Source organism: Pseudomonas sp. SWRI51 (assembly GCF_014268825.1).
Taxonomy (GTDB): domain Bacteria; phylum Pseudomonadota; class Gammaproteobacteria; order Pseudomonadales; family Pseudomonadaceae; genus Aquipseudomonas; species Aquipseudomonas farsensis.
Genome location: NZ_JABWRG010000065.1, coordinates 18,202 through 28,168, shown reverse-complemented (window position 1 = coordinate 28,168; position 9,967 = coordinate 18,202). Strand labels below are relative to the sequence as shown.

Below are 9,967 nucleotides of genomic sequence, written 5' to 3'. Positions count from 1 at the left end.
GGGCTGCGCAGCAGCCCTGAAAACCCCGGGGCTGCTGCGCAGCCCAACGCGGGACAAGCCCGCTCGCCACAAAGCAGATCGCCACAAGGAGATATGTCTGGCGGGAACAGGTTTGTACAAAACCATGGAAGCTCCCACCTCAGCTAACCACCTGATCCACTACAAAACCTGAAAGGACCTGCCCCATGCGTGCCCTCGCCGCCCTGAGCCGCTTCGTCGGCAACACTTTCGCCCTGTGGGTGCTGGTGTTCGCCGTACTGGCCTTCCTTATGCCGCAATGGTTCATTGGCCTGAAGGTGGCCATTGTGCCGCTGCTGGGGCTGGTGATGTTCGGCATGGGCCTGACCCTCAAGCTCGACGACTTCGCCGCCCTCGCCCGCCAGCCGTGGCGGGTGGCGCTGGGGGTGGTCGCGCATTTTGTGATCATGCCAGGCATGGCCTGGCTGTTGTGCCAGTTGTTCCACCTGCCGCCTGAAATTGCCGTGGGCGTGATTCTGGTCGGCTGCTGCCCAAGCGGCACGGCCTCCAACGTCATGGTGTGGCTGTCCAAGGGCGACCTGGCGCTGGCGGTGGCCATCGCTGCGGTGACCACGCTACTGGCGCCGCTGCTGACCCCCGCGCTGATCTGGTTCCTCGCCTCGGCCTGGCTGCCGGTTTCGTTCATGGACATGTTCTGGTCGATCCTGCAGTTGGTCATGCTGCCCATCGTGCTCGGCGTACTCGCCCAGCGTCTGTTGGGGGCGCGGGTGCAGGCGGCGGTGCAAGTGCTGCCGCTGGTGTCGGTGGTTAGTATCGTGATGATCGTCTGCGCCGTGGTGGCAGCCAGCCAGGCGAAGATTGCCGAGTCCGGCCTGCTGATCATGGCGGTGGTGATACTGCACAATAGTTTTGGCTACTTGCTCGGCTACCTCACCGGCAAGTTCTGCAAGCTGCCGCTGGCGCAGCGCAAGTCGCTGGCACTGGAGGTGGGCATGCAAAACTCGGGGTTGGGGGCAGCATTGGCGGCGGCGCACTTCTCGCCGCTGGCGGCAGTGCCTAGCGCGTTGTTCAGCGTGTGGCACAACATCTCCGGGGCGCTGCTTTCTACTTGGTTCCGGCGGATGCAGGAGCCTGGGCCGCAAGTGGAACAGGCAGCGCCAGCCAGGGATTGAGGGTTGCCGTTGCGGCCTCATCGCAGGCTAGCGCCAGCTCCCACAGAGACCGCGCACAATCGCAATAATGAGGCCTGCCCCAGATTTCTGTGGGAGCTGGCGCTAGCCTGCGATGAGGCCGGAACAGGTTTACACCAAACCCCAGAATGTCCCTCATGGCGCCGGCTTGCCTGGCAAGCCACTAATCGGCACCATGGCACGCACAGTGAGGACGGCCTCACGACGCATCGCGTGACATTCGGGGACGGCCCCATCTCACTCTCGATGGAGGCTTAGCATGTCCTGGATCATCCTGTTTTTCGCCGGCCTGTTCGAGGTTGGCTGGGCCGTTGGCCTGAAGTACACCGACGGTTTCACTCGCCCACTCCCAACCGTACTCACCCTCGCCGCCATGGCGGTAAGCCTCGGCCTGCTCGGCCTTGCCGTGAAGGAACTGCCGCTGGGCACCGCCTATGCGGTGTGGACCGGCGTCGGCGCGGTGGGCACGGTCATCGCCGGGATCATCCTGTTCGGTGAATCCATGGCACTGGTACGGCTGGTCAGCGTTGCACTGATCATCTGCGGCTTGATCGGCCTGAAGGTCAGCGCCAGCTGACCTTCATTACCCACCTCGCTTAACGCACCTCGCCACGCAGCAGGCTCACCTGCTCGCGCAGCGTGCCTGGCTTGGCCATCTCGGCAGGGATGGCCTCCCCGGCCACCAGCGTTACCCGCGACCACAGGCGCCTGAACACCCCCTTGTTCGGGTCACGGCTGAAGAAACTGCCCCACAAACCCTGCAACGCCAGCGGAATCACCGGCACCGGCGTGTCCTTGAGGATGCGGTTGACGCCGGCCTTGAACACGTCGATTTCACCGTCCGAACTCAACTTGCCCTCAGGGAAGATACACACCAGCTCACCGTCGGCCAGATACTGGGCAATCCGCTCGAATGCGCGCTCATACACCTTCGCGTCTTCACTGTGCCCGGCGATGGGAATGGCGCCAGCGGTGCGGAAGATGAAGTTCAGCACCGGCAGGTTGTAGATCTTGTAGTAGGTGACAAAGCGAATCGGCCGGCGGATCGCCCCGCCAATCAACAATGCATCGACGAACGACACATGGTTGCACACCAGCAACGCCGCGCCTTCATCTGGTATGCGCTGCAATTCGCGGTGTTCAACCCGATACATCGAGTGGCTGAGCAGCCAGATGAGAAAGCGCATGGTGAATTCCGGCACGATGCGGAATATATACGCATTGACCGCGACGTTGAGCAGCGACACCACCAGGAACAGCTGCGGGATGCTGAGCTTGACCACACTCATCAACACGATGGTAAACAACGCCGAAACCACCATGAACAGCGCATTGAGAATGTTGTTGGCGGCAATGACCCGCGCCCGCTCATGCTCGGCGGTGCGCGCCTGGATCAGCGCATACAGCGGCACGATATAAAAGCCGCCGAACACACCAAGGCCGACGATGGAGAGCATGATCCACCACGCCTGGCTCATGCCCAGCAAGGCCAGCCAGTCGTGCGCCACCTCGGTGGTCGGCACATCACCGGAATGCCACCACCAGAGCAACCCAAACAGGGTCAGGCCGAACGAGCCGAACGGCACCAGGCCGATTTCGACCTTGCGCCCGCTCAGGCGCTCGCACAGCAACGAGCCGACCGCGATCCCCACCGAGAACAGCGTCAACACCAGCGTTACAACGGTTTCGTCGCCATGCAGCCAGTCCTTGGCGTAAGCCGGGATCTGCGTGAGGTAAATGGCGCCGACGAACCAGAACCACGAGTTGCCGACAATCGAGCGCGACACCGCGGGGGTTTGCCCCAGGCCCAGGCGCAGGGTGGCCCAGGATTGGGTGAAGATGTTCCAGTCCAGCTTCATCTGTGGCGCCACCGCCGCCGCACGCGGGATCCAGCGGCTGGCCAGGTAGCCCAGCACCGCCGTGCCGACCACACCGCCCGCCACCACCATGGCGTAACTGGCCGAGGACATCATCACACCGGCGCCGATGGTGCCGGCCAGGATCGCCAGAAAGGTGCCCATTTCGACAAGGCCGTTGCCGCCCACCAGCTCTTCTTCACGCAGGGCCTGGGGCAGGATCGAATACTTGACCGGCCCGAACAGCGCCGAATGGGTGCCCATGGCGAACAGCGCCACCAGCATCAGCACCGGGTGGCCCGTCAAAAAGCCTGCGCCGCCAATGGCCATGATGGCGATCTCGGCGAGCTTGATGACGCGGATCAAACGGTCCTTGGCGAACTTCTCGCCGAACTGCCCGGCCAGCGCCGAGAACAGGAAGAACGGCAGGATGAACAGCAAGGCGCACAGGTTGACCCAGATCGAGCGGTCGCCTTCCAGGCTCAGCTTGTAGAGGATCGCCAAGATCAGCGACTGCTTGAACAGGTTGTCGTTGAAAGCGCCCAGCGACTGGGTAATGAAGAACGGCAAGAAGCGCCGCTTGCCGAGCAGGGTGAATTGCGAGGGGTGACTCATCGTCCGTGTACCTGGTTGGGCTTTGTCATTGGAGGCACGCGAAGTGCGCAAAGCCACAAATCTGCACGGGAACGCCTGCCCAAGGCAACAGCCAATGCACAACCCGGCAAAAGTGATATCACTGCGACATCACCTTTTTACAATCTTTCGTTCAGATTTCGCGTACTCTGCCGACCATTCATATAGATGATTTGCCCCAAGGCACATGCAGTGTGCCCCGCGCACGGAAAAGGAGCTCAACAGCAAATGTTCAGGTGGTTCGGCGATCTGAAGATCGCGCACAAACTCGCGGTTGGTTTCGGCCTGGTGCTCACCCTTGCCCTGGCGCAGTCGCTGGTGAGCTGGGACGGGCTGTCGAACCTGGTGCGGCGCAGCCAGGTGGTCAGCGCGGTATCGGGGGTGAACAACGCCTTGGGCGACCTGCGCGAGGCACGTCTGCGCCATGCCATGAGCAGCGGCGGCGAAGCTGAGAGCAAGGCACTGCAAGCGGCCATGGATGCGTTCAAAACGCCGCTGACGCAACTGCGCGCCGTGGTCCGTGCCCCGGAAAACCGCGAAATCCAGGGCAAGGCCGAACAGCACCTGCAAGCCTACGCTGCCAATCAGGCACTGAGCTTTGCCGCCTACCAGCAGATGCGCGAGGCGCAAAAGCAGATGGGCACCCTGGCCAGCACCGCCTTTGCAAGCCTGGACCAGATCGCCGAGCAGGTACGCAACCTGCCCGATGCCGAGCAGCGCTATGTGCGCAGTGAAGCTGTGCACCAGCTGCGGGAAAACCTGATTCTGCTGCGTTACCAGGTGCGCGGCTACACCAGCAACACCAACGCCGACACTGAAAAGCTGGTGAACACCCAGTTGGCCACAACCCTCAGCGACCTACCGACCCTGGTTGCACGCTTCAACGGCAGCTATGCCACACAAGTCGAGCAGTTGCAGGCCCAGGTGCGCGCCTACGCCGCTGCGGTCGAGACCTTCCGGGGCCAAGCCAGCAAGCTGGTCGAATACCGCGCCGCGATGGGCGCCGATATCGAAGGTTTGAACACCCAGCTCGGCCAGTTGCTCGACAACCAGGCCGCCTCGGTAGAGTACGACAGCCACTTCGCCAAAACCCTGCAGATTGTCACCACGCTGCTGGCGCTGGTGCTCGGCATCATCGCCGCGCTGACCATCGCCCGGCAGATCAGCCAGCCGCTGCAGCGAGTGCTCAAGGCCATGGAGCAAGTGGCCGATGGCAACCTTGGCGAGCAGCCGGCCAGCCCGCGTCGCGATGAGCTGGGCCTGTTGCAGAACAGCCTGCGCGCCATGACCGCAAACCTGCGCGAGCTGATCAGCGGGGTGCGCGACGGTATCGGGCAGATCGCCAGCGCCACCGAAGAGTTGTCGGCGATCACCACCCAGACCAGCGCCGGGGCCAACAACCAGAAGATCGAGACCGACCAGGTGGCCACCGCCATGCAAGAGATGGCCGCCACCGTGCAGGAAGTGGCGCGCAATGCAGGCGAGGCTTCGGTGGCAGCCAGCGCCACCGACCAGGAAGCCCGCGAAGGCGACAGCGTCGTCACCCGCGCCGTGGCGCAAATCGACCGCCTGGCCAACCAGGTCGGCTCGACCAACACCGCCATGGATGCGCTGCGTAGCGAAAGCCTGCGTATCGGCAAGGTGATGGATGTGATCAAGGCGGTGGCCGAGCAGACCAACCTGCTGGCGCTCAACGCCGCCATCGAGGCTGCGCGCGCCGGTGAAGCCGGGCGTGGCTTTGCCGTGGTGGCCGATGAGGTGCGCGGGCTGGCCCAACGCACCCAGGCCTCCACCGCCGAAATCGAGTCGGCGATCAGCAGCCTTGAGCAAGGCACGCGCTCGGTCAGTGACCTGATGGAAGAAAGCCAGAGCCTGACCAGCAGCAGCGTGGCGCTGGTGCGCGAAGCCGGCTTGGCGCTGGAAGGCATCACCCGCAGGGTGTCGGCCATCGAGCTGATGAACCAGCAGATCGCCGCCGCTTCCGAGCAGCAGAGCGCAGTGGCCGAGCAGATCAGCCGCAGCGTGGTGACCGTGCGGGATATTTCCGAACAAACCGCCGAAGCCAGCCAGCAGACCTCGGTGTCCAGCGTCGAGCTGGCACGCCTGGGCGGTGATTTGCAGCAGATGATCAGCCGCTTCCGCTTCTGACGCTGCCTGTACCGGGGCTGGCGCGCAGCCCCGATGTTACCGCCTGTTCTAGGCCGAAGCCTTGAGTGCCGTGTCCAGGTCTTCGATCAGGTCGCGATAATCCTCGATCCCCACCGACAGCCGCAGCAGGTTCTCGCTGATGCCCATCACGCCCTTCTGCTCGGGGCTGAGCGAGTTGTGCGACATGGTCCAGGAGTGGTTGATCATGCTCTCCACCCCGCCCAGCGAATCTGCCAGCACAAAGATCTGCAGGCTTTCTACCAGCCGGTTGACCGCCGCCCGGTCGCCCTTGATACGCAGCGTCACGACCGCCCCGCCGGTGCGCATCTGCCGTTCGCACAGCGCGTGTTGCGGGTGGCTGGGCAGGCCTGGGTAGTAAACCTGCTCCACCTGCGGGTGGCTTTCAAGGAACTGCGCCACGCGCAGGGCGTTGGCGCTCTGGCGCTCCATACGCACATCGAGGGTCTTCAGCCCGCGCAGCGCCAGGTAGCAATCGAACGGCCCCTGCACTGCGCCCACGGCCATGCTGATATGGCGCAGGCGCTTGTACAGCGCCTCGTTGGCCGCCACCACCAGGCCGCCGGTAAGGTCGGAATGGCCGCCGATGTACTTGCTCGCCGAGTGCATCACCAGGTCCACACCCAGGGTGATCGGCTGCTGGTTCCACGGCGAGCAGAAGGTGTTGTCGATGCAGGTGAGGATGCCGCGGGCGCGGGCCAGGTCGCACAACGGCTTGATATCGACCAGGTGCAGCAACGGGTTGGTCGGCGACTCGATCCAGATCAGTTGCGTGTTCGGGCGGATGGCGGCGGCCACTGCATCCAGGTCGTTGAGGTCGACGTAGGTGGTGGTCAGGCCCGAGGTGCGCGCGCGGTAGTCTTCGAGCAGGCGGAAGGTACCGCCGTAGACGCCGTTCATCACCACCACATGGGCGTCTTTGTCGAGCAGTTCGAGCACCGTGGCGGTGGCACCCACGCCGGATGCGCAGGCCACTGCACCGACGCCCTCTTCCAGGGCTGCGACGCAGGTTTCGTAGGCGTGGCGGGTGGGGTTGGCGACCCGGCTGTAGGCGTATTCGGGGTGATCGTCCAGGCCGCGCTTGATGAACGAGCTGGAGGTCACGATAGCCGGGAAGATGGCGTTGTCGGCAACGCTGGACTGCTCGCCGGCGTGGATGGTGCGGGTGGCGAAATTGCGCGGCTTGTCGGACATGCTCAGGCTCGTGGAGTGTCGGGGAAAGGCGCCACTATCTCATATCCGCCCGGCGCTGGCGCCTGCGGGGAAGCTCTTCTCGGCGAAGGTGCGCAGCCATTCCATCGGTTGCGGCAACCGGCTAATCTCGGGGTGACTTTTCTCCTTTCGAGCCAAAAAGCGCCATGGACATTTTCGACCAGCACATCCTCACCTTGCTCCAGCGCGATGCGTCGATGTCGCTCAAAGACCTGGCCGAAGCCGTCAACCTGTCGACCACCCCGTGCTGGAAACGGGTCAAGCGCCTGGAAGAGGAAGGCTACATTCGCAGCCGCGTCGCCCTGCTCGACCCGGAACGCCTCGGGCTGGGGCTGACGGTGTTCGTGCAGCTCAAGACCCAGCGCCATGACAGCGCGTGGCTGGCGCAATTCGCCGCGACCGTGACAGCCTTCGAGGAGGTGATGGAGGTGTACCGCATGTCCGGCGACTGGGACTACATGCTGCGGGTGGTAGTGGGCGACATCAAGGCCTACGACGACTTCTACAAAAGGCTGATTACCAGCACCGATGGGCTGTCGAACATCACCTCCAGCTTTGCCATGGAACAGATGAAGTACACCACGGCGTTGCCGGTGAATCGCTGAGCGGGCTTGCATAGTTTTCGCGCCCGTTGAGTAGGAGCGGCCTTGTGTCGCGAAAGGGCTGCGCAGCGGCCCCAGGATCTCGACCTCATGCACAATTGCCGGGGCCGCTGCGCAGCCCTTCGCGGCACAAGGCCGCTCCTACAAATTGACAGCACGCTGGCCAGCAGCCGTGATAGAGGGCGTCGATGATGCGGTCAGGCAAAGCAATTTGACGGGGCTGGCCACTAGGGATAGCTTGGACCGCATAGTCCAATGCCCTTCGAGCGCCAATGTGGAACAGCTTCCCGCCCTGATCGACGGTTTCAATCGCAAAGTCGACTACCTGCGGATGTCGGTGACCGACCGCTGTGATTTCCGTTGCGTCTACTGCATGGCCGAAGACATGCAATTCTTGCCGCGCCAGCAGATCCTCAGCCTCGAAGAGCTGTACCAGGTGGCCGAACGCTTCGTCGCCCTGGGTACCCGCAAAATTCGCCTGACCGGTGGCGAGCCCTTGGTGCGCCAAGGCATCGTCGAGCTGTGCGGGCGCATCGCCGCCCTGCCCGGCCTGCGTGAACTGTGCCTGACCAGCAATGGCTCGCAGCTCAGCCGCCTGGCGCAGCCGTTGTTCGATGCCGGGGTCACCCGCCTGAACATCAGCCTCGACAGCCTCGACCCCGAGCGCTTCCGCGCCCTGACCCGCACCGGCGACCTGGCCCAGGTGATCGCCGGTATCGACGCCGCGCGCGCTGCAGGCTTTCGCCGCACCAAACTCAACGCTGTGGTGCTCAAAGGTCGCAACGATGATGAAATCGTCGACCTGGTGCGCTTTGCCATCGAGCGCGAACTGGACATCACCTTTATCGAAGAAATGCCCCTTGGCGTCATCAGCGAGCACCAGCGCGACGAGTCGTATTGCTCAAGCGATGAGGTGCGCGCGCGCCTGGCCGAGCATTTCAGCCTGATCGAGTCGGCCGAATCCTCCCAGGGCCCGGCGCGCTACTGGCGTCTGGCCGAAGCACCGGCCACCCGGGTTGGCTTCATCTCGCCGCACAGCCACAATTTTTGCGCCACCTGCAACCGCGTGCGCCTGACCGTCGAGGGCCGCTTGTTGCTGTGCCTGGGCAACGAGCATTCGGCAGACCTCAAGCAAGTGCTGCGCGAACACCCCGACGACCCGGCACGGCTCGAAAGCGCCATCCGCGATGCAATGCACTTGAAGCCCTACCGGCACCACTTCGAGGTCGGCGGCGAGGTGCAGATTCTGCGCTTCATGAACATGACCGGCGGCTGAGCCGTGATCGTCACGCCCCACACCGACATGCTGCGTGTGCTGTTCACCCTCAAAGGGTCGATCATCAAGCGCATCGCCCTGCGCTGCCTCGGGGTGACCTTGCTGGCAGCGCTGATCGTGCTGGTCGAGCGGCACTACCCCGCGCTGTTCTACCCGGTCAGCGCCACCCCGTTCACCCTGCTCGGCCTGTCGCTGTCGATCTTCATGAGCTTTCGCAACAACGCCTGCTACGACCGCTGGTGGGAAGGCCGCAAGGCCTGGGGCCAGATGATCGTCGAGGTGCGTTCGTTCACCCGCCAGAGCGTGGTGATTGCCGACGAACAGCTGCGTGGGCAACTGCTGCGCAGCCTGTGCGGCTTTGCCCATGCGCTGAACGCGAAACTGCGCAACGAAGACGAACTGCAGGCCGCCAAGCCATGGCTGGACGATGCGCAATGCATCAGCGCGCACAATGTCTGCGACAGCATTCTGCGCGAGGTCGGCCGGCAGTGCGCGCAACTGCCCATCGGCGACCTGCGCTACACCCAGCTGGAGCAGCGCCTGAGCGGGCTGGCCCAGGTGCAGGCCACGTGCGAGCGGATCAAAGGCACGCCGCTGCCGTTCCCCTATACCCTGCTGCTGCACCGCACCATTTATATCTTCTGCCTGCTGCTACCATTTGCCCTGGCCGAGCCTCTTGGGTGGTTGGCGCCCTTGTTTACCACCTTGGTGAGCTACACCTTCTTTGGCCTGGATGCGATTGGCAACGAGCTGGAAGACCCGTTCGGGCGCGATGAAAACGACCTGCCGACCGATGCCATGGTGCGCACCATCGAACGTGACGTGCTGGCCGCGCTGGGGCACGAGCCGCTGCCGCCGGTGTGGGTGGCGGTGGAGCATGTGTTGAGTTGAACAGCGCCGTGCGGCAAACCTGACGATCACCGCAATGCCCCTGCGGCGATACGGCCAACGCCAGGGCGCCGGCTGCTCCATCCCATAGATATCCCGAACCAGCTGATCAATGCGCTCTATCGCGCCGGCCTGGAGTTGGTTAAGGTCAACCTACCCAGCACT

At 63.7% G+C, this 9,967-nt stretch carries 8 protein-coding genes; 6 read left to right on the top strand and 2 right to left on the bottom strand.

The window, feature by feature from the left end:
* Positions 1-185 precede the first annotated feature (185 nt).
* Positions 186-1,151, top strand: a complete 966-nt coding sequence (locus HU720_RS17335) for a bile acid:sodium symporter family protein (protein WP_186521164.1) — start codon at positions 186-188, stop codon at positions 1,149-1,151.
* A 277-nt stretch (positions 1,152-1,428) separates the two neighbouring features.
* Positions 1,429-1,746 carry a quaternary ammonium compound efflux SMR transporter SugE gene (gene sugE / locus HU720_RS17330; protein ID WP_186521163.1) on the top strand — a complete coding sequence of 106 codons (318 nt, stop codon included), beginning with the start codon at positions 1,429-1,431 and terminating at the stop codon, positions 1,744-1,746.
* A gap of 19 nt (positions 1,747-1,765) precedes the next feature.
* Here sugE and HU720_RS17325 read toward each other — a convergent pair whose 3' ends face one another.
* The gene (locus tag HU720_RS17325) at positions 1,766-3,640 is read right to left on the bottom strand and encodes an MFS transporter (protein ID WP_186521162.1); all 1,875 of its coding nucleotides are present in this window, start codon (positions 3,638-3,640) and stop codon (positions 1,766-1,768) included.
* Between the two features lie 246 nt (positions 3,641-3,886).
* Between HU720_RS17325 and HU720_RS17320 the strand changes: the two genes are divergently transcribed.
* Complete coding sequence (locus HU720_RS17320; protein ID WP_186521161.1) at positions 3,887-5,806, top strand: methyl-accepting chemotaxis protein; 1,920 nt, start codon at positions 3,887-3,889, stop codon at positions 5,804-5,806.
* 48 nt (positions 5,807-5,854) lie between these two features.
* Here the strand turns inward: HU720_RS17320 and HU720_RS17315 are convergent, their stop codons facing one another.
* Positions 5,855-7,018: a PLP-dependent aspartate aminotransferase family protein gene (locus HU720_RS17315; RefSeq protein WP_186521160.1), complete on the bottom strand. Its 1,164-nt coding sequence runs from the start codon at positions 7,016-7,018 to the stop codon at positions 5,855-5,857.
* Between the two features lie 164 nt (positions 7,019-7,182).
* Between HU720_RS17315 and HU720_RS17310 the strand changes: the two genes are divergently transcribed.
* From HU720_RS17310 to HU720_RS17300, 3 genes are all read left to right on the top strand, one after another.
* A complete protein-coding gene (locus tag HU720_RS17310; protein WP_186521159.1) occupies positions 7,183-7,641 on the top strand; it encodes an Lrp/AsnC family transcriptional regulator in 459 nt (152 codons plus the stop codon).
* A gap of 271 nt (positions 7,642-7,912) precedes the next feature.
* Positions 7,913-8,914: a GTP 3',8-cyclase MoaA gene (moaA, locus tag HU720_RS17305; protein ID WP_186521158.1), complete on the top strand. Its 1,002-nt coding sequence runs from the start codon at positions 7,913-7,915 to the stop codon at positions 8,912-8,914.
* Positions 8,915-8,917: 3 nt separating this feature from the next.
* Positions 8,918-9,805 carry a bestrophin family protein gene (locus tag HU720_RS17300; protein ID WP_186521157.1) on the top strand — a complete coding sequence of 296 codons (888 nt, stop codon included), beginning with the start codon at positions 8,918-8,920 and terminating at the stop codon, positions 9,803-9,805.
* The last annotated feature ends 162 nt before the right edge of the window (positions 9,806-9,967 follow it).